General features: G+C 64.8%; 20 protein-coding genes and 1 other RNA gene. 4 read left to right on the forward strand and 17 right to left on the reverse strand.

Annotation, left to right across the window (positions count from 1 at the left end; all coding sequences use genetic code 11):
* Positions 1–67: 67 nt before the first annotated feature.
* From AC2EAL_RS15335 to AC2EAL_RS15345, 3 genes are all read right to left on the reverse strand, one after another.
* Positions 68–1,408, reverse strand: a complete 1,341-nt coding sequence (locus AC2EAL_RS15335) for an 8-oxoguanine deaminase (RefSeq protein ID WP_484725112.1) — start codon at positions 1,406–1,408, stop codon at positions 68–70.
* A 137-nt stretch (positions 1,409–1,545) separates the two neighbouring features.
* Positions 1,546–2,343: an inositol monophosphatase family protein gene (locus AC2EAL_RS15340; protein WP_484725113.1), complete on the reverse strand. Its 798-nt coding sequence runs from the start codon at positions 2,341–2,343 to the stop codon at positions 1,546–1,548.
* Positions 2,344–2,421: 78 nt separating this feature from the next.
* Entirely contained in the window at positions 2,422–2,784 is a 363-nt protein-coding gene (locus tag AC2EAL_RS15345; protein WP_484725114.1) for a helix-turn-helix domain-containing protein, read from the reverse strand.
* 368 nt (positions 2,785–3,152) lie between these two features.
* Between AC2EAL_RS15345 and AC2EAL_RS15350 the strand changes: the two genes are divergently transcribed.
* The gene (locus tag AC2EAL_RS15350; protein WP_484725115.1) at positions 3,153–4,124 is read left to right on the forward strand and encodes an NADPH:quinone oxidoreductase family protein; all 972 of its coding nucleotides are present in this window, start codon (positions 3,153–3,155) and stop codon (positions 4,122–4,124) included.
* A gap of 3 nt (positions 4,125–4,127) precedes the next feature.
* On the opposite strand, the gene AC2EAL_RS15355 is transcribed toward AC2EAL_RS15350, so the two are convergent.
* On the reverse strand, positions 4,128–4,979 hold the full coding sequence (locus AC2EAL_RS15355) for a LysR family transcriptional regulator (protein WP_484725116.1): 852 nt from the start codon (positions 4,977–4,979) through the stop codon (positions 4,128–4,130).
* A gap of 126 nt (positions 4,980–5,105) precedes the next feature.
* Between AC2EAL_RS15355 and AC2EAL_RS15360 the strand changes: the two genes are divergently transcribed.
* Positions 5,106–5,324: a DUF1127 domain-containing protein gene (locus AC2EAL_RS15360; protein WP_484725117.1), complete on the forward strand. Its 219-nt coding sequence runs from the start codon at positions 5,106–5,108 to the stop codon at positions 5,322–5,324.
* Positions 5,325–5,455: 131 nt separating this feature from the next.
* Complete coding sequence (locus tag AC2EAL_RS15365; protein WP_484725118.1) at positions 5,456–6,193, forward strand: Bax inhibitor-1/YccA family protein; 738 nt, start codon at positions 5,456–5,458, stop codon at positions 6,191–6,193.
* Between the two features lie 51 nt (positions 6,194–6,244).
* Here the strand turns inward: AC2EAL_RS15365 and AC2EAL_RS15370 are convergent, their stop codons facing one another.
* The 10 genes from AC2EAL_RS15370 to AC2EAL_RS15415 all read right to left on the reverse strand — a co-directional run bounded on the left by AC2EAL_RS15370 (position 6,245) and on the right by AC2EAL_RS15415 (position 13,072).
* Positions 6,245–6,757 (reverse strand): GNAT family N-acetyltransferase, encoded by a 513-nt coding sequence (locus AC2EAL_RS15370; RefSeq protein ID WP_484725119.1) that lies wholly within the window; start codon positions 6,755–6,757, stop codon positions 6,245–6,247.
* Positions 6,758–6,788: 31 nt separating this feature from the next.
* Positions 6,789–7,481 carry a VIT1/CCC1 transporter family protein gene (locus tag AC2EAL_RS15375; RefSeq protein WP_484725120.1) on the reverse strand — a complete coding sequence of 231 codons (693 nt, stop codon included), beginning with the start codon at positions 7,479–7,481 and terminating at the stop codon, positions 6,789–6,791.
* 150 nt (positions 7,482–7,631) lie between these two features.
* Positions 7,632–7,799, reverse strand: coding sequence for a 50S ribosomal protein L33 (gene rpmG, locus AC2EAL_RS15380; protein ID WP_135448918.1), 168 nt, complete (start codon positions 7,797–7,799; stop codon positions 7,632–7,634).
* Between the two features lie 100 nt (positions 7,800–7,899).
* Complete coding sequence (locus tag AC2EAL_RS15385; protein WP_484725121.1) at positions 7,900–8,559, reverse strand: EF-hand domain-containing protein; 660 nt, start codon at positions 8,557–8,559, stop codon at positions 7,900–7,902.
* A 122-nt stretch (positions 8,560–8,681) separates the two neighbouring features.
* Positions 8,682–9,087: RNase P RNA component class A (rnpB, locus tag AC2EAL_RS15390), an RNA gene on the reverse strand.
* Between the two features lie 11 nt (positions 9,088–9,098).
* On the reverse strand, positions 9,099–9,812 hold the full coding sequence (locus tag AC2EAL_RS15395) for an N-acetylmuramoyl-L-alanine amidase (RefSeq protein WP_484725122.1): 714 nt from the start codon (positions 9,810–9,812) through the stop codon (positions 9,099–9,101).
* 14 nt (positions 9,813–9,826) lie between these two features.
* Positions 9,827–10,585, reverse strand: coding sequence for a hypothetical protein (locus tag AC2EAL_RS15400; protein WP_484725123.1), 759 nt, complete (start codon positions 10,583–10,585; stop codon positions 9,827–9,829).
* A gap of 31 nt (positions 10,586–10,616) precedes the next feature.
* Positions 10,617–12,101 carry an Asp-tRNA(Asn)/Glu-tRNA(Gln) amidotransferase subunit GatA gene (gene gatA, locus AC2EAL_RS15405; RefSeq protein WP_484725124.1) on the reverse strand — a complete coding sequence of 495 codons (1,485 nt, stop codon included), beginning with the start codon at positions 12,099–12,101 and terminating at the stop codon, positions 10,617–10,619.
* Positions 12,098–12,385: an Asp-tRNA(Asn)/Glu-tRNA(Gln) amidotransferase subunit GatC gene (gene gatC / locus AC2EAL_RS15410; RefSeq protein ID WP_484725125.1), complete on the reverse strand. Its 288-nt coding sequence runs from the start codon at positions 12,383–12,385 to the stop codon at positions 12,098–12,100. Before gatC ends, gatA begins: the two co-directional genes overlap by 4 nt.
* Before the next feature lie 27 nt (positions 12,386–12,412).
* Positions 12,413–13,072, reverse strand: coding sequence for a hypothetical protein (locus AC2EAL_RS15415; protein ID WP_484725126.1), 660 nt, complete (start codon positions 13,070–13,072; stop codon positions 12,413–12,415).
* Positions 13,073–13,127: 55 nt separating this feature from the next.
* On the opposite strand from AC2EAL_RS15415, the gene AC2EAL_RS15420 reads away from it, so the two are divergent.
* Complete coding sequence (locus AC2EAL_RS15420; protein ID WP_484725127.1) at positions 13,128–13,826, forward strand: metal-dependent hydrolase; 699 nt, start codon at positions 13,128–13,130, stop codon at positions 13,824–13,826.
* A 215-nt stretch (positions 13,827–14,041) separates the two neighbouring features.
* Here the strand turns inward: AC2EAL_RS15420 and AC2EAL_RS15425 are convergent, their stop codons facing one another.
* The 3 genes from AC2EAL_RS15425 to AC2EAL_RS15435 form a co-directional block, all read right to left on the reverse strand.
* Complete coding sequence (locus tag AC2EAL_RS15425) at positions 14,042–14,377, reverse strand: hypothetical protein (protein ID WP_484725128.1); 336 nt, start codon at positions 14,375–14,377, stop codon at positions 14,042–14,044.
* A gap of 255 nt (positions 14,378–14,632) precedes the next feature.
* Positions 14,633–15,085, reverse strand: coding sequence for a hypothetical protein (locus AC2EAL_RS15430; RefSeq protein ID WP_484725129.1), 453 nt, complete (start codon positions 15,083–15,085; stop codon positions 14,633–14,635).
* 336 nt (positions 15,086–15,421) lie between these two features.
* Entirely contained in the window at positions 15,422–15,886 is a 465-nt protein-coding gene (locus tag AC2EAL_RS15435) for a nucleoside deaminase (protein WP_484725130.1), read from the reverse strand.
* Between the last annotated feature and the right edge of the window lie 25 nt (positions 15,887–15,911).

Raw genomic sequence — 15,911 nt, forward strand, 5'->3', positions numbered from 1 at the left:
TCTCCGTATCAGATGCGCCGACCATGCCGCCCTTCCCGGTCCGGCGAAAGGGCGGGAAACCCTGACGTTACCCGGCCAGTCGCGCCGCCAACTGCCGCTGCCGTTCCACCACGCGTGGCAGGTCCAGCGTCACCAGCTGCCCGTCCCGCACCACCGGACGGCCCTCGACGATCAGATGCCGCACCCGGGTCGGCCCGCAGAGGACCAGCGCCGCGACCGGGTCCCAGGACCCCGCAGCCTCGATCCCCGAGACATCCCAGATCGCCAGGTCCGCCCGCTTGCCCGGCTCGATGGACCCAAGGTCATCCCGACCCAGCACCTGCGCCCCGCCCAGCGTCGCGATCTCCAGCGCCTCGCGCGCGCCCATCGCGTCGGCCCCCTTCGCCACCCTTTGCAGGAGCATCGCCATCCGCGCCTCGGCCACCAGGTTGCCCGCGTCGTTCGACGCCGAGCCATCGACACCAAGGCCGACCTTCACCCCCGCATCCCGCATCGCGCGGACCGGGGCAATGCCGGATCCGAGTCTACAATTCGAACACGGGCAGTGGGCAACGCCGGTCAGTGATCGAGCAAAAAGTTCAATTTCCGAACCATCCAGCTTCACGCAATGCGCATGCCAGACATCGGCGCCGGTCCAGCCCAGGTCCTCGGCATACTGGCCCGGTCGGCAGCCGAACTGGGCCAGGGAATAGGCGATGTCCTCGTCGTTCTCGGCCAGGTGGGTGTGCAGCATCACCCCTTTGTCCCGCGCGAGCAGGGCTGCGTCCCGCATCAGATCCCGGCTGACCGAGAAGGGCGAACAGGGCGCAAGACCCACCCGCACCATCGCCCCGGGGCGCGGATCGTGGAACTGGTCGACGACCCGGATCATGTCCTCCAGGATCGCGGGCTCCTGTTCCACTAGGCTGTCCGGTGGCAGGCCCCCCGCGCTCTCCCCGATCGACATCGCCCCCCGCGTCGGGTGAAAGCGCAATCCCACCTCCCCGGCCGCCGCGATGGTGTCGTCCAGCCGCGACCCGTTGGGGTACAGGTACAGGTGGTCCGAAGTCATCGTGCAGCCCGACAGCGCCAGTTCCGCCAGCCCGACCTGGGCCGAGGTGAACATTTCCTCGGGCCCGAACCGCGCCCAGATTGGGTACAGCGTCTTCAGCCAGCCGAACAGGAGCGCATCCTGCCCCCCCGGCACGGCGCGGGTCAGGGTCTGGTACAGGTGGTGATGCGTGTTCACGAGGCCCGGGGTGACGACACAACCGGTCGCGTCGATCACCTCGGCCTCGCCGGCGACCAGACCCGACCCGACCGCACGGATCACACCGTCGCGGATGTGGACATCTGCCCGGGCCAATTCGGCCCGGCGAGCGTTCATCGTGACGACAACATCGGCATTGCGGATCAAGAGATCGGACACGGGTGCACCTTTCGCGCACCCTTCGGCCCGGCACCATGCCCCCCGAACAGCTGCGGGGACCGCACGTCAGAAGGGAGAAGGACACGCACGGTAGGTCAGATATAGCGGGTCTGCAATCGGGGCGAAAGCCGGGAGGCTTAAGCGTTCAACAGCCGTAGCGCCTCGGCGTGGACCTCACGGCTCGCGGCGGCAAGCACCCTGCCCCCGTCCAGCACCGGGCCGCCCTGCCAGTCGGTGACGATCCCGCCCGCCGCCTCGATCACCGCGATTGGGGCCTGCACGTCATAGGCCTGCAGCCCCGCCTCGATCACCAGGTCGATCTGGCCAGCCGCGATCAGCGCATAGGCGTAGCAGTCGGTCCCATAGCGCACCAGCTTGGCCTTGGAGGCCACGCGCCGGAAGGCCGCGCCTTCCTCGGGCGTGCCAACCTCGGGGAAGGTCGAGAACAGGATGGACTGGGCCAAGGGGCGGGCCGGGCGGACAGCCAGCGCCGCCTCGCCCATCGGCCCGCGCATCATGGCGCGTCCCAACCCGCCTTCGAACCTTTCGCCGATGTAGGGCTGGTCGATGATGCCGTAGAGCACGCCCTCGGCATCGCGAACCGAAATGAGCACGCCCCAGGTCGGGGTGCCGGACAGATAACCCCGGGTTCCATCAATGGGATCCAGCACCCAGGTGAGGCCAGTCGTCCCGGCCACGGTGCCATATTCCTCGCCCAGGATGCCATCCTGCGGGCGGCGACGCCCCAGAACCTCGCGCATGCGCTGTTCCGAGAGCCGATCCGCCGCGGTGACCGGATCGAACCGGTCAACTTCCTTGTTTTCTGCTTCAAGCGAGCGGGTCCGGAAAAACGACAGCGTCGCGACGCGTGCCACGTCTGCCAGTTCATGTGCGGTAGCGACCAAATCAGCCGCAAGCGCCGGTGAAACCCGCATGATCCTCTCCCTGACCTTTCGGGCCTCTCAGCCCAGTCCCCGGGCGCTAACCCGCGCACGGGGACGAGGTCAAGGCAGTCAGGCAGCTTCGGACAGGACGCGGGCCAGATCGAACAGCCGGCGGCGCTGCGCTTCGGGGATCGCGTAGTAGGAACGAACCAGTTCCAGCGCTTCCTTGTCCGACATCATGTCGCCGTGGGCATAGGCCGTACCGACCTGGCCTTCGGCGAGACCTTCGAAGAAGAACGAGATCTGAACGCCCAGCGCATCGGCCACGTCCCACAGCCGGGAGGCGCTGACCCGGTTCATTCCGGTCTCGTATTTCTGAATCTGCTGGAACTTGATGCCCACTTTGTCAGCCAGTTGCTGCTGGGTCATGCCCACCATCCAACGGCGGTGACGGATGCGCTTGCCAACATGTGCGTCTACGGGATGCTTCATTATGTACTCCAATAACGAGTGTCCGTTCCCCTCGCAGTTCTATAAGCACATTCCGTGCCAAAGTTGGACGCATGTTCACTTTGCATTAAAAAAACTTTCGGGGTGCCAAAACCTGTCCTTTTGGATAAGTCCAATTATTCGGCCGTATAACACACGGTGTGGTTGTCCTCACCAGCCCGCGGAACGAGTCATGCCGAATCAGGACTCGCCCTAGAGTGGTATTGCGTTTTGCTTTGCATTTTGCACAACTTCTTAACAACTCGTTGCAGAATGCGATTCCCGCGATCATTGCGTTGCAAGAAACTGTAGGCGGGATACAAAGCCTACACTGCAGGTAGTAGAAACAACCACCTCGAAAGGGCACAAAAGTGCAGGTTTGGCAGGTCAAAGAGCAGGGATTAGCGCCCGTTCTGGTCAATATCAGCCCGCCAGTACCCGTTAAAGGCGAAATCGTTGTCCAGGTGGAAGCAGTCGGGCTCAACTTCGCGGATACTCTGGCGATTCAGGGAAAGTACCAGGTCCGGCACCCATTTCCCTATGTTCCGGGCATGGAACTGTCGGGCGTGGTACTGTCCCTTGGACCGGACACCGACAGCCCTTCGCCCGGTACGCGAGTGCTTGCAACCTGCCCTGCCGGGGCGCTTGCCCGACAGGTTGTGCTGGCGGCGGGCCGTCTGGTGCCGATCCCGGACGGCATGGGCTTTGATGAGGCCGCCGGATTTCCCATCGCCTATGGCACCTCGCATCTGGCACTGACACACACTGCAAGGTTGCAGGCGGGCGAGACGCTGTTCGTGACCGGCGCGGCGGGCGGAGTCGGCCTGACTGCAGTCGAGATCGGCAAGCGGCTGGGCGCGCGGGTGATCGCCTCGGCCCGGGGGCCTGACCGGCTTGAGGTGGCGCGGGCTGCCGGGGCGGATGTGCTCATTGACAGCGAGGCGCCGGACCTGAAGGCGGCGCTGCGGGCCGAGGGTGGCGTGGACGTGGTCTATGATGCCGTGGGCGGCCCTGCCTTCGACGCGGCACTCCGCGCCTGCAAGCCCGAGGGGCGGCTTCTGGCCATCGGCTTTGCCTCGGGCGAGGTGCCGCAGATTCCGGCCAACCTTCTGCTGGTGAAGAACCTGACGGTCTCGGGCTTCTGGTACGGCGGGTTTGAATCGCACGCCCCGGACCGCGTTGCCGCCAGCATGGCCGAACTTCTGCGCTGGCGGGCCGAGGGGCTGATCCGCCCGCATGTCAGCCACGTCCTGCCGTTCGAGGCCTTCCCCGAGGGCCTGGACCTGATCCGCAACCGCAAGGCCACCGGCAAGGTGGTGATCCGGGTCGGCGCGGGCGACTGAGCCTTACGCCCCGTAGGCGCAGCGCAGTTCCGATACCAGCAGGTCCATCGCCTCGTCCTTGCGGCGGTTTGCGCGGTAGAGGCCAAGCTTCATGTCCCCCACGGGCGGCAACTGGTTGTCACCAGCAATCGGCGCCATCCCATCGGGGATGCTGCCCACCATCCGCACCGACACGGCAAGATCGGCAGCCACCGTCGCCTCGACCGCCTGCTCGCTTTCGCCACCGGTCGCCATCTCCCAGGGGATGCCGGCCTGGTCCAGCGCGGCCTGCGCCCGGGGACGGAAGATGCAGGTGTCCTTGAACCCCAACCGCAGGGGCCGCCGCTGCCAGGCATTGCCGTCGATCGCCCCGACCCAGACCAGATCGCGCGTTGACAGCACCTCGGACCCGGCGTCGGGACTTTCCTCGGTCGTCAGCATCACATCGAAGGCCCCGCGCGCGAAGTCCTGCTTCATCAGCAAGGTGAAGGAGGACACCAGGTTGATGCGCACCCGCGGATAGGCCTGCGCCATGCGCCGCAGGATCCCCGGGATCACCGGATAGACGACGTCATGCGGCACGCCCAGACGGATCTCGCCCTGGCAGCAGGTCGCCGCCAGCTGCGACAAGGCCTCGTCATTAAGGGCCAGCATCCGGCGGCCATAGGACAGAAGCTGCTCACCCTCGGGCGACAGCGCCAGCTTCCGCGCCGCGCGCAGGAACAGCGACATCCCAAGCGATTCTTCCAGCCGCTTGATCTGCATCGAGACCGCCGACTGCGTCAGGTTCAGATAACCCGCCGCCCGCGTCACCCCACCGACATCGGCGACAGTGACGAAGGAGCGCAGGGCGGACAGGTCGAGGTTGCGCGGCATATCACGGATCCTGATGGAAGGGGTCACAATCATTCGTTTCCATTATGCCGCAGAAAGGCGCATGGTTCAAGCATCCTGATGCAACCGCATCGCCCCATCACCAAAGCAAATGAAAGGATGCCCGCCATGTCCACCCGCCTGATCGCTCGTCACCCCGTCCTGGCCAAAGGTTTTCTCCGCACCCTGCCTGCCCGTCTTCTGGCCCTCGCCGCCGTCTCCCGCTCGCGCAAGAGCCTCGTGCGGCTTGACGATCATCTCCTCCGTGACATCGGCCTGTCCCGCGAAGATGCCGAGGCCGAGGCCGATCGCCCGGTCTGGGACGCTCCGTCGCACTGGAAGGCCTGAATATTTGACAGTTTTCGGGGCTCTCTCGCGCGCGGGGTGCTTGAAATGGGCTTCGCTGTTCCCAATATTCCGTGCACGAGGTCGCGCCGGTTCCCCCGGCGTTGCCCTTCGGGACAACATCGGAGGCTTCTATGGCTCAGTACGAAACGATCCGCAGCGTTGGCGTAGGCGCCGGCGTACGGATTGATGAAGGGCTTCGCGCCCACATGAACAAGGTCTACGGGCTGATGTCCGTGGCGATGCTGGTCACGGCCGGCGTTGCCTGGGCGGTCGGCACGTCGGACGCACTTCTGGCGATCTTCCGCGATCCGCTGACCCTGCGCCCGAACATCCTGGGCTGGGTGGTGATGTTCGCCCCTCTCGCCATGGTCTTTGCCTTTGGCGCGCTGATCAACCGCCTGTCGGCGGCGGCGGCGCAGCTGTTCTTCTACGTGTTCGCGGCGGTGATGGGTCTGTCGCTGGCCTGGATCTTCAAGGTCTTCACCGACACCTCGATCGCCACGACGTTCCTGGCGACCGCAGCCGGTTTCGCGGGTCTGTCGCTTTACGGCTACACGACCAAGCGTGACCTGTCGGGGATGGGCCGCTTCCTGATGATCGGCCTGATCGGCCTGGTCGTCGCGATGCTGGTGAACATCTTCCTCGGCTCCTCGGGCCTTGCGTTCGCGATCTCGGTGATCGGCGTGCTGATCTTCGCGGGTCTGACCGCCTATGACACGCAGAACATCAAGAACGACTACATCGCCCATGCCCATGCGATGGATTCCGAATGGCTTGCCAAGTCGGCCATCATGGGGGCGCTGAACCTGTACATGAACTTCATCAACCTGTTCATGTTCCTGCTGCAGTTCCTGGGCAACCGCGAATAACCGCAGGACAAGGTAACGAAAGGGCCGGTCGCAGGACCGGCCCTTTTCGTTTCAGCCTCGCAGATCGAGGATCAACTGCACCACGGGAAAGCCGATCCCTGGTGCCAGCGTCAGCTCGCGCGGTTGCACTACCTGAAAGCCAAGCGCCCGGTAGAACGGCACTGCCGTCCGCGTTGAAAGACAATCCAGCCAGATCATCCCCGCATCCCGCGCATCCTGAATCACTCCGGCCATCACCATTCGCCCAAGTCCCTGACGCGCCGCGTCGGGATCGGTCGCCACATGGCGGACATGGCCCAGGGTTTCGGACGTGCGACCGCCCGTCGGGCTCCGCCGCGACCAGCCGCCAGCCGCCAGAATCCGGCCACCGGCGTCCTCGGCCACGAAATAGTGGCTTGACGCTAGAAGCTCTGGCTGCGCCCGAGCAAAGCGCGGGACCGCCAGCACCAGGGTCGAAGGCGGATAGTCGGGCGCAAGCAACCGCGGATAGCTGCGACCAAGAAGCCGGTCGATCCCGGCCAGGTCGGTGGGAACCGCGGTGCGAAGGGTGATTGTCTGCGCCATTGCGCGGATGTGGGGCGCATTGCGGAAAAGACTAGACCACCGCGCCGAAGAAATGTCCGACTGCCCAGGTCACCGCCATTGCTACGGCGCCCCAGAAGGTCACCCGCATCACCGCACGGCCAACCCCGGCCCCACCTGCCTTGGCACCGACCGCCCCAAGCAGCGCCAGAAACACCAGCGACAGACCTGTTACCCAAAGCGCGATTTGCGGTTCGGGCGCGAGCGCCGCCGCCGCCAACGGCAAGGCCGCCCCCACCCCGAAGGTCAGGGCCGAGGCTCCTGCCGCCACCAATGGCTGCGCCTCGGTATGCTCGAAGATCCCCAGCTCGTCCCGGACATGCGCCGCCAGCGGGTCCTTCGCATGCAGCGCTTCGGCCACTTGCCGCGCAAGGTCCGGCGGCACGCCCCGCGCCTCGTAGATGACGGCCAGCGCGCGCAACTCCTCGGCCGGGTCCGCCGCGATCTCGGCCTGTTCGCGCCGAATGTCGGCGGCCTCGGTATCGGACTGCGAGGACACGCTGACATACTCCCCCGCCGCCATCGACAGCGCACCCGCCGCCAGCCCCGCCGCCCCCGCGACCAGCACCTCTGACCGACCCGATGCCGCCGCGACGCCCACGATCAGCGATGCGGTCGAGACGATCCCGTCATTCGCACCCAGCACCGCGGCCCGTAGCCAGCCCACCCGCGCGACATAGTGCTCTTCCCGGTGATTGCGTTCCATGACCTGGCCCCCTTGTGCGACGCCAGAAGCGCCCGTCACAGGGCACGGGTCAATGACATAGGTCAGATCGGGCGTCAGCTTGGGCTTAGGTCAAACGAAAAGGGCCGCGTCCCACCGGACACGGCCCCTGATCTTCGGGTTCGGCAGATCTTACTTGATCTTGCCTTCCTTGTACTCGACATGCTCCCGCTTGACGGGATCGTACTTCTTGATGACCATCTTTTCGGTCATCGTACGGGCGTTCTTCTTGGTCACGTAGAAGTGGCCGGTGCCCGCGGTCGAGTTCAGGCGGATCTTGATGGTGGCGGGCTTTGCCATGGTCGTTTCCTCTGCATCGGGGAATCCGTATCCCCCGGTGAAATCCTTGAAGCCCGCCTTTTAGCCATGCAGTCGGCAGAGTCAACCGCTATCGGCGCGCTTATTGCCACATCGCCGCGCGCAACTCCCACGGCGTGACCTTCCCGTCGCCGTCACTGTCAGCGGCGTCGAACTGCGCCTTCTCGGCGGTCAGGAACTCGGCCATCGTCACCTTGCCATCGCCGTCACCGTCCTTTGCCGCGAAGCGCGCGGCGTGGCGCTCTTCCATGCCCGGCATCATGCCCCAAGGGCTCATCATGCCCATGCGGCCGGCACCGAACTCTCCCGCCTCCAAAGCGCTGTCCGTGTTCGCATCCATCAGGGCGAACATCGCCTCGGCATGGGCCGCGGCCTCTTCGGCCGAGATGTCGCCGCTCTGGTCGGCATCAAGCCCGGACATCATCATCCCGCGACCCATCCCGCCTTGCCCCATGCCCCAGCCCTGAGCCGCCCCGGGTCCAGATCCGTATCCCGGCCCCATGCCATACCCCTGACCCATGCCATACCCCTGACCCATGCCGTAGCCCTGCCCCATATAGCCCGGCCCCATCTGGCCCTGGCCCATGTAGCCGGGTCCCATGTCCCAGCCCCAGCCCTGCCACCATCCCTGTCCCGGTCCGCCGCCCCAGCCGGGCTGGCCCTGGGCAAAAGCGCCCGACGCCGTGCCCATGCTCAACACCACAATTAGGGTAATCGCCTTCATCTTCAGGTCCTCCAGCATTGCGGAAACGCACGCTGCATTTCCGTCCTGCGCCACTGAGGACCGCAGCGCCCCACGACGCGTTGACCGGGATCAAGCGCACGCAAAGTTGATCCTGCCCCAGATGCGGGAAACGAGAGCCAATGCGCGGAGAGCCTGTAAGCCGGATTCTGTCCAAGGGGTTGCCCCCTCTGGATGACCATTCCTCTGCCGACCGTGTCGCCACGGCGGTCAAGCTGCCAACCCGGGCCTCTCGGGCGTTGGCGTCCCTGCGGGCGGTATCCCCGGCCTTTCGACCACGGACCGGCCCCCGCGCGAGGCCCCTATTTGGCATTGCTCCGGGTGGGGCTTGCCGTGCCGGTCCGGTTGCCCGTCCCGCGGTGGGCTCTTACCCCACCGTTTCACCATCGCCCCTGCGAACAAGGGCAGTCTCTTCTCTGTGGCGCTTTCCCTGGGGTTGCCCCCGCCGGGCGTTACCCGGCACCCTTGCCAACGGGAGTCCGGACTTTCCTCGACCCCTTCCGGGACCGCGGCCATCCAGCCCTCCGCGCGGGGGTCAGTTAGGCATGCGTGCGGGTTGCGTCAACCGCAAACCGCCGCAGCCCTGACGCCAGCGCGCAGTCGGTCTCGTCCAGCGGCCCCCGTCCCCAGGGCCGGAACCGCAGCCGGAAGGCCGTCAGAAGGACCTCCGGCGCAGCGTCAGGGTAGCCGAAGGCCCTCAGGTCCGCCAGGAAGCGCGCCATATCCGGCCCAGCGCCTCCCTCCCCCCGCGTGGGGGAGGGCTGGGGTGGGGGGGCACCCGTCAGGTCCGGCCAGACTGCCAGCCCCTGCAAGGCCAGCCGCCGCCAGTCAAAGCGCGCGCCGGGGTCGCCCTTCCGGTCTGGCGCCATGTCGGAATGCGCAATCACCGCCTCTGGCCCCAACCCGTGCCGCTCCATCACGTCCGCCAGTAGCCGCTCCAGCGCCGCCATCTGCGGCTCGGCAAAGGGTTCGCGTCCAGTGTTTGCCAGTTCGATCCCGATCGAGCGCGAATTGACATCCGCCTCGCCCCGCCATTCCCCAGCGCCCGCGTGCCAGGCCCGCGCGCCCTCATCGACCAGGGACAGGACGGTTCCGTCGGCATCTATCAGATAATGCGCCGACACCTCGGCTACCGGATCGCACAGCCGCTGCAGCGCATCGGAGCAGGAGGGCATGGCAGTATAGTGCAGGACGACCAGTTCGACCCGCCTGCCCCGCCGGTCGCCAAAGTTCGGCGACGGGTGCGCCCGCATGAATTAATCCGCTCTCACTGCAAAGCGGTGCGGAACGGGCGCGGGTCCCAGGAACAGGCGAAACCGTCGCCGTCCGGGTCGACGCCCATCCGGTCACGGTCCGGGCCACCCTTGGCCAGGAAGTCCTGCTGCGCCTGATCGGGCGAGGAGTACTTGCCGCAGGCCGCATTGACGTCGCGGATGCCAAGGCCCGACCGCTTGTACATCTGCACGCCCGGTGCATGGGTCGTTGCCAGCGCGAATTCGACGATGTTCGGCCCGGTATCGCCCGGGCGGGTCGGCAGCGCGCCCGGCTGGACCACGATGTATTCCGCCCGGTTCCTCGCGATGCGTTCCTTGTCGCTTTCGATGGTCTCCCGCGCCGAGACGGCGTTGAAGTCCTGCTCGTCCGAGATGCCGGTGTTGTTGTGGACAACCTCGCCCGATTCTTCCTTGATCCCCGCGGGGGCACCGCCACGCGCCCGCTCGGTGCTGTCAGCGGGGGCCGCGGTGGCAGGCAGAGGGGTAGGCGTCACGGTCGCCGGGGGCAGCGTCACTGGCGCCACGCCCTGCGCCCGGTCGATGGCCGCGGCGGCAGCAGCCGGATCGAAGGCTCCGCCCGGCGGCGGGACGGTGACCGGAGCACCCGCCGGCGCCGGGGCCGCGCCACGGATATAGCTGTTGTAGTCCGTGAACCCGACGCCCGGCCCGGTGTCCGTGGTCGTCGGCGTACAGGCGGCCAGCATCAGCGCAAGGGTGGTTGCGCCAGCGGCGGGAAGGGACATACGGCTCATTCACTGCCTCGAAGGGTGCTTTTTTGGCCCCTTACCACCATTTTTCCGCTTTGGCCACAAACCCGGCGCGGCTTTCCAACACATGTGCGTAATTCAGCAACGCATCTTCCTCCCAGGGCCGCCCGATCAGCTGCAGGCCCAGGGGCAGCCCCTGCGCGTCCAAGCCCACGGGAACCGAGATCCCCGGCAGGCCCGCCAGATTCACTGTCACCGTGAAGACGTCGTTCAGATACATCTTGACCGGGTCGGCATCCGCCATCTCGCCCAGCCCGAACGCCGCAGACGGAGTCGCCGGGGTCAGGATCGCATCCACCCCATCGGCAAACACCACTTCGAAGTCCCGCTTGATCAGCGCCCGCACCTTCCGTGCGCGGTTGTAATAGGCGTCGTAGAACCCGGCTGACAGCACATAGGTCCCGACCATGATCCTGCGCTGCACTTCGGCCCCGAAGCCCTCGGCCCGGGTCTTCTCGTACATCTCGGTGATGCCATCGCCCGCCGTCAGCTTCGCCCGGTGCCCGTACCGCACCCCGTCATACCGCGCGAGGTTCGACGACGCCTCGGCAGGGGCGATCACGTAATACGCAGGCAGCGCGTACTTGGTATGCGGCAGGGAAATATCCCGCACCACCGCGCCGGCATCCTTCAGCATCTCGACGCCGCGAGACCACAGCGCCTCGATTTCCTCCGGCATCCCGCCCATCCGGTATTCCTTCGGAATGCCGATGACCTTTCCGCGGATATCCCCGGTCAGCGCCGCCTCGAAATCCGGGACCGGAATATCCGCGCTGGTCGAATCCTTCGGATCATGCCCCGCCATCGCCTGCAGCATGATCGCCGCATCGCGCACCGACTTGGTCATCGGCCCTGCCTGATCCAGGCTCGACGCAAAGGCCACGATCCCCCAGCGGCTGACGCGCCCGTAAGTCGGCTTGATCCCGACGATCCCGGTAAAGGCCGCCGGTTGCCGGATCGACCCGCCGGTATCCGTCCCCGTCGCCGCCAGGCACAGGTCCGCCGCAACCGCCGCCGCCGAGCCGCCCGAGGACCCGCCCGGGGTCAGCTGGACGTTCGACCCCTTCCGGCGCCAGGGGCTGACCGCATTGCCGTAGGCCGAGGTTTCGTTCGACGAGCCCATCGCGAACTCGTCCATGTTCAGCTTGCCCAGCATCACCGCGCCCGCATCAAAGAGCTTGGTCGTGACGGTGGACTCATATTCCGGCCTGAACCCCTTCAGGATGTTCGACGCCGCCTGGGACGGCACCCCCTTGGTGCAGAACAGGTCCTTGATACCCAAGGGAATCCCGCACATCGCCGGGGCATTTCCCGCCTTCAGCTTGGCATCCGCCGCCCGCGCCTGCTCCAGGGCAATCTCGGGGGTCTTGTGCACGAAGGCATTCAGGTCATCGCCCGCGTCGATGGCCGTCAGACAGGACATCGTCAGATCGACCGCCGAAATCTCACCCTTCCGCAGCGCATCCCGCGCCGCCGAAATGGTCCATGTGTTCGCGCTCATTCCACCACCTTCGGCACCGCAAAGAACCCCTCGCGCGCATCCGGCGCGTTCTTCAGCACCTGCGCCTGGATGTTCCCATCCGTGACCTCGTCCTTCCGGCGCTTCAGCCGCATCGGCGTGACCGAGGTCATCGGCTCCACCCCCGAGACATCGACCTCGTTCAACTGCTCCATGAAGCCCAGGATGCCGGACAGCTGACCCGCCAGCTTGGGCAAGTCCTGCTCCTCGACCCGGATCCGGGCCAGCTTTGCCACCTTGCGGGCGGTATCGATGTCGATCGCCATCGGGCTCTCCTAAAGGTTTGGCTTCGTTTAGCCGCGCGCCCCCCGCACTGCAAGCATGTGGCGGCGATAGACCTCGATCATCCAGCCGAGCATCAGACCGTTCAGGATGTGCCACATGAAATGCGTGCCAAAGGGCAGCAGATCGCAAAGCGGCCCGTCCAGCGTGCGGAAGGTCAGGCTGACGACCAGGATCGCAGCGCCCAGCGCAAGGCCCCGCGCCGTCGCGGGCGCCCTGGCCCACAGCGCCGCGGCATAGCCGAGGATCAGCACCGGAATCGGCGCGTAACCGGCCGAGGAGCCAAGGACGGGCAAGACCCGGTCGAACGCCGGCACCATCAGCGCGGCATAGGGGAAGAAGGCGAGCACCGCGCCGGCCGCCCACCAGGGCCCCAGCCCCAGAAGGTCCCGCGTCGCCGCAAAGATGTAGAGAAGGATGAAGATCAGGATCGGCCCGACATCCAGCGCCGCCGTCAGCCCGTTGGCATGGGTGTGGAACAGGTAGGACCCCGCCCCGATCACCGCCAGCACCCCGCACATCGCCCGCGCCAAGGGCATGCCTTCCGTCCGCCGCCACATCACGAAGGCCGCAATCAGGAAGGCCGCATTCGTGACCGCATTCACCGGTTCCGCCCAATAGGCGGCGGAGGTCCGCTCACAATAGGCATCGATCGGCTCCAGCATTGTCATCTCTCCGTCGCTTCGGAATGGTTAGCCCGCCTCAGATAATTCGAAGGAGCGACCCATGCAGATCACCTGGCTTGGCCATTCCGGCTTTCGCATCGAAATTGAACAGGCCGTGCTGCTGGTCGACCCCTGGCTGACCGGCAACCCGATGTTCCCGGCGGGGAAGGAAGACGAAGCTGTCGCGGGTGCGACGCATATCCTCCTGACCCACGCCCACGGCGACCATGCCTCGGACGCCGCGCGGCTGGCAAAGAAACTGGGGATCAAGGTCCACTGCATCCATGAAGTGTCCGAGTGGATGAACGCGAACGACCTTGCTCAGACGGTGGGCTTCGGCAAGGGCGGGACGCTGATGCTGGGGGGCGCGAAGGTGACGATGGTCAATGCCGTCCATTCCGCTTCGATTGACTTCGGGGACAAGGGCCTCCTCCCCGCAGGGGACGCGGCTGGGTTCATGATCGCTGGGGAAGGCCACACGATCTACCTATCCGGCGACACCGACATCATGGCCGACATGGCCTGGATGGCCGAGTTCCACCAGCCCGACATCGGCATCCTGTCCTGTGGCGGGCACTACACGATGGACATGGAGCGCGCGGCCTGGGCGGCGCGGAAATGGTTCAACTTCCGCTGGGTGATCCCTTGTCACTACCGGACCTTCGGCCTTCTCGCCCAGGACGCCTCGGTCCTGAAGGCGGGCCTGCCGCCGGGGATCGAGGTGATCGAGCCCGAGGTCCTGGACCCGATCCGGATCTGAGCGGCCTGTCCACGCAGGACACACTAGCTGCCCCTATAGAAATCAAAGGCTTGGCCGTGGACATTTACCCACGATCAACCACGGTCCTTTTCATCAGTCCCCTGCCCGGCTGAGCGCGGACACTGAAGTTGAAGTCGAGCGTCGAGTTCAGTGCGCCAAACCCAAAAGAAAATGGGCTCTCATAGTTGAAACCGATCAAGCTACTGTTGGTTGGATCACCCATCTAATTTTGCTCCATTGATCGTGTTTCTTGGGAATACAGCTTCTCGTAAACTTTCCGCTTCTTCGAATGTGAGAAGCATTAAGACATCACCTATAAGTATTCTCATGTAGACGCCATCGGGTGTCCAACCCCAAAGGACCCCATCGTGCAAGACGCTTCCGTCGGAGGGCGGAGGAATGAGCAATTGGCGCATCTTTTCAGAAGGCCTAGAGAAGGTGATGGATTGTAAGGTATCGTACAAATCAATACGCGACGGAAAGTCTCCATTCTTTCTTATGCGGTATCTCTTTATCTCTCCGCTTGAGTCGCAATATGCAAGAAGGTCCATTCTTAGCGACAGGCGGGCGACGAATTCTGGGTCAGGTCTCCTCAGAAATTTCAGAATTCGGACACTAAATCAATTAGATAGTTGAAGAGCGGCCCTACCAAGTCTCGAAAGAGAAGTAAGAATCTTTGAGAAGTTATGGCTTGAAGAACGTGAAACGTCTTTGTCCATACCATGCCCCTACTTTTCATGGCCCATCTAATTTGCCCCAGTCTGTCCCGCTAACGCGCCGGAATTCAAGGTCAGGTCTCTCCACCATTACTTTTCTCCCGGCTGTAGAAGGCTAACGATCTTATCCCTAAAGAAGTAGTCTCTTGCCCCGATTAATCGATAGATGCCAGAAAACATCCAAATTCTCTCTCCAATAAGTAGCAAGGGGAACAGGAACAATGGAGAAAGGCACACTATTGGAAGCATGAGCGCTCTCTGGGCTGATTCGAAGTCCATGAAGAACGTCAGAACATCTAAAGCCGCACCAATAACGATGCCGAGCAGAAAAAAATTGATGACAAGAAGCGCAGCAACATGAAAAATTGATCCACACGAAAGCCTTGCCAAGAATATTCGTAGTCTTGTAAACACCAAAGCCTCCGCTCGCACGACTTCCGGTCCAAGTGTCCGTGCACTTGATTTAAGAGTTTGGGCGAAGAGCCTCAGCGGCGCTTTTGCCGTGCCATAACTCCCCACACCCCTCACTCCAACCCCGTCCATCCGCGCACCAAAACGTTAACCACGCTCTCAGGCAACCTCACGCGGGCGGAGGCTGTCAATCCCCCGAAACCCCTTCCCACCAGAGTCTTTTGCGGCCCCCACCCCTTGTTCAACCCACTGGTTTTGCCGAATAAGGCCCACCCCCACTGGTGCGAAAGTCCAGCGCAATCAGCCCTGCCAATCCCCGAAAAGAGTAACATCAACCCCAGGGCGACCCCTCGTGGTCCGCGCAGCTGCCACCCCCAAGCCCCGGAACCCAAATCCTTTCCAAATCCCTAACGCCCGCGACCAAGCTACTGGAATCATTGGACCATCAGCGTTTGTCCACCGTGGACACTAGTCCCGCTTGCCTGCGAAAAACCCCTTCAGCAGCGCCTCCGCCTCCCCTGCCCCGATCCCGTCATAGACCTCGGGCACGTGGTGGCACTGGGGGTGGCTGAAGACCCGCGCCCCCACGGTGACCCCCCCGGACTTCGGGTCCGCCGCCCCAAAGTACAGCCGCCCCACCCGCGCGGCACTGATCGCGGCGGCGCACATCGGGCAGGGTTCCAGGGTCACGTAAAGGTCGCAGCCGACCAGCCGTTCCGACCCCAGCACGCGGCACGCCTCCCGGATCGCCAGCATCTCGGCATGGGCCGTCGGATCGGACAGCTCCCGCGTCCGATTCCCCGCCCGGGCAAGCACTTCGTCCCCCCGGACGACCACCGCGCCCACCGGCACCTCGCCGCGAGAGGCAGCCGCCCGCGCCTCCTCCAGCGCCAGCCCCATGAACGACCGGAAGCCTTCGCGTTGCTCTTTCATGCCCGCTTCGATACCCTGCCACCCC

This window comes from Tabrizicola sp. T74 (assembly GCF_057219935.1).

Bases quoted from the DNA above. Each gene is read 5' to 3' on its own strand.
- AC2EAL_RS15340 (WP_484725113.1), bottom strand. From the start codon at position 2,343: ATGCGGGTTTCACCGGCGCTTGCGGCTGATTTGGTCGCTACCGCACAT.
- AC2EAL_RS15345 (WP_484725114.1), bottom strand. From the start codon at position 2,784: ATGAAGCATCCCGTAGACGCACATGTTGGCAAGCGCATCCGTCACCGC.
- AC2EAL_RS15355 (WP_484725116.1), bottom strand. From the start codon at position 4,979: ATGCCGCGCAACCTCGACCTGTCCGCCCTGCGCTCCTTCGTCACTGTC.
- AC2EAL_RS15360 (WP_484725117.1), top strand. From the start codon at position 5,106: ATGTCCACCCGCCTGATCGCTCGTCACCCCGTCCTGGCCAAAGGTTTT.
- AC2EAL_RS15365 (WP_484725118.1), top strand. From the start codon at position 5,456: ATGGCTCAGTACGAAACGATCCGCAGCGTTGGCGTAGGCGCCGGCGTA.
- AC2EAL_RS15370 (WP_484725119.1), bottom strand. From the start codon at position 6,757: ATGGCGCAGACAATCACCCTTCGCACCGCGGTTCCCACCGACCTGGCC.
- AC2EAL_RS15375 (WP_484725120.1), bottom strand. From the start codon at position 7,481: ATGGAACGCAATCACCGGGAAGAGCACTATGTCGCGCGGGTGGGCTGG.
- rpmG (WP_135448918.1), bottom strand. From the start codon at position 7,799: ATGGCAAAGCCCGCCACCATCAAGATCCGCCTGAACTCGACCGCGGGC.
- AC2EAL_RS15385 (WP_484725121.1), bottom strand. From the start codon at position 8,559: ATGCTGGAGGACCTGAAGATGAAGGCGATTACCCTAATTGTGGTGTTG.
- AC2EAL_RS15395 (WP_484725122.1), bottom strand. From the start codon at position 9,812: ATGCGGGCGCACCCGTCGCCGAACTTTGGCGACCGGCGGGGCAGGCGG.
- AC2EAL_RS15400 (WP_484725123.1), bottom strand. From the start codon at position 10,585: ATGAGCCGTATGTCCCTTCCCGCCGCTGGCGCAACCACCCTTGCGCTG.
- gatA (WP_484725124.1), bottom strand. From the start codon at position 12,101: ATGAGCGCGAACACATGGACCATTTCGGCGGCGCGGGATGCGCTGCGG.
- gatC (WP_484725125.1), bottom strand. From the start codon at position 12,385: ATGGCGATCGACATCGATACCGCCCGCAAGGTGGCAAAGCTGGCCCGG.
- AC2EAL_RS15415 (WP_484725126.1), bottom strand. From the start codon at position 13,072: ATGACAATGCTGGAGCCGATCGATGCCTATTGTGAGCGGACCTCCGCC.
- AC2EAL_RS15420 (WP_484725127.1), top strand. From the start codon at position 13,128: ATGCAGATCACCTGGCTTGGCCATTCCGGCTTTCGCATCGAAATTGAA.
- AC2EAL_RS15425 (WP_484725128.1), bottom strand. From the start codon at position 14,377: ATGGACCTTCTTGCATATTGCGACTCAAGCGGAGAGATAAAGAGATAC.
- AC2EAL_RS15430 (WP_484725129.1), bottom strand. From the start codon at position 15,085: ATGGACGGGGTTGGAGTGAGGGGTGTGGGGAGTTATGGCACGGCAAAA.
- AC2EAL_RS15435 (WP_484725130.1), bottom strand. From the start codon at position 15,886: ATGAAAGAGCAACGCGAAGGCTTCCGGTCGTTCATGGGGCTGGCGCTG.